Annotated in this window: 1 protein-coding gene and 1 pseudogene; both read right to left on the bottom strand. The window is 72.0% G+C overall.

All coding sequences use genetic code 11. The features are described 5' to 3' along the window. A pseudogene (locus ACIQOV_RS41995) lies at positions 1 to 310 on the bottom strand (ABC transporter permease); the annotation flags it as partial. Continuing rightward, complete coding sequence (locus ACIQOV_RS41990; RefSeq protein WP_401056485.1) at positions 304 to 1,053, bottom strand: ABC transporter ATP-binding protein; 750 nt, start codon at positions 1,051 to 1,053, stop codon at positions 304 to 306. The pseudogene ACIQOV_RS41995 and the gene ACIQOV_RS41990, both read right to left, overlap by 7 nt. Positions 1,054 to 1,224: the final 171 nt, after the last annotated feature.

The following is a 1,224-nucleotide window of genomic DNA, read 5'->3' as shown; positions in this document are numbered from 1 at the left end:
CCCCGGAGCCGGGGTTCAGCCGTACGGGGAAGCTTCGGTCGGGCGTGGCCTTGCCCGAGGCGGTCACCGTCGTCACGACCTCGACCGGCAACACCGCCGGGGCCTTCATCGCGCGCCCCTCGAAGCCCTGCGGCGCGACCACGACCCGGGCTTCCTTGAACCGCTGCGGCCCCGGGTGCGGCGTGCCGAAGGTGGCCGACAGGGTCAGCGTCATCATGCCGATCATCGTCGTGCCGAGCGCGAGGGCGAGGAAGGCGCCCACGAAGCCCATCAAGCGGTGACGCAGGGTGGCTACGGCGAGCTTCAGCACGGGTTCGCCCCGCTCCCGCCGGGCTCCAACGCCGCCATCCGCAGGGCCACGGTCTCGGCCGTCGGCTCGAACAGCTCACCGGTCACCCCGCCATCGGCGAGGAAGACCACCCGTTGCGCGTACGAGGCCGCCACCGGGTCGTGCGTGACCATGATCACCGTCTGCCCGTGCTCCTCGACGACGACGCGCAGCAGCGCCAGGACCTCCCGCGCGGTACGCGAGTCCAGCGCGCCGGTCGGCTCGTCCGCGAAGATCACCTTGGGCCTGGTCACCAGCGCACGCGCGATGGCGACCCGCTGCTGCTGACCGCCCGACAGCTCGGCGGGCCGGTGCCCACCGCGCTCGGCCAGGCCGACCTCGGCCAGCCCCCGGTCGATCGCCACCGGGTCGATCGGGCGCCCGGCCAACCGCAGCGGCAACTCGATGTTCTGACGAGCCGTCAGCGCGGGGATCAGGTTGAAGGACTGGAAGATGAAGCCCATGTGCTCACGGCGCAGCTCGGTCAAGGCGCGCTCGGAGAGCTCGTGCAACGGCGCGCCGTCGAGCAGGACCTGACCCGCGTCGACCCGGTCGAGGCCCGCCGCGCACTGCAGCAGCGTCGACTTTCCCGAACCCGAAGGGCCCATGATGGCGGCGAAGGTGCCCGCCTCGAAGCCGACGTCCACCCCGTCGAGCGCCCGCACCCGGTTGTCGCCGCGGCCGTACGTCTTGTGTACGGCCGTCAGGCGGACGATGTCGCCCACCCTCCCCGCGCCGACGGAGGCCGGGCTCGAAGCCCGTACCGGTAGAGCCTTGTTCCGGAACACTCGCTCGCCTTTTCCATCGGGGCATCGGTCGGGGCATCGGTCACCCGCCGCACCGACGCTAGGGCCGTTCGAGGTGTCCACACCTCCGGACTGCCCCTGATCTCACCC

The organism is Kitasatospora sp. NPDC091257, assembly GCF_044757675.1.
GTDB classification, from domain to species: Bacteria; Actinomycetota; Actinomycetes; order Streptomycetales; family Streptomycetaceae; genus Kitasatospora; species Kitasatospora lactacystinica.
This window is presented reverse-complemented; position numbering and strand designations above follow the sequence as displayed.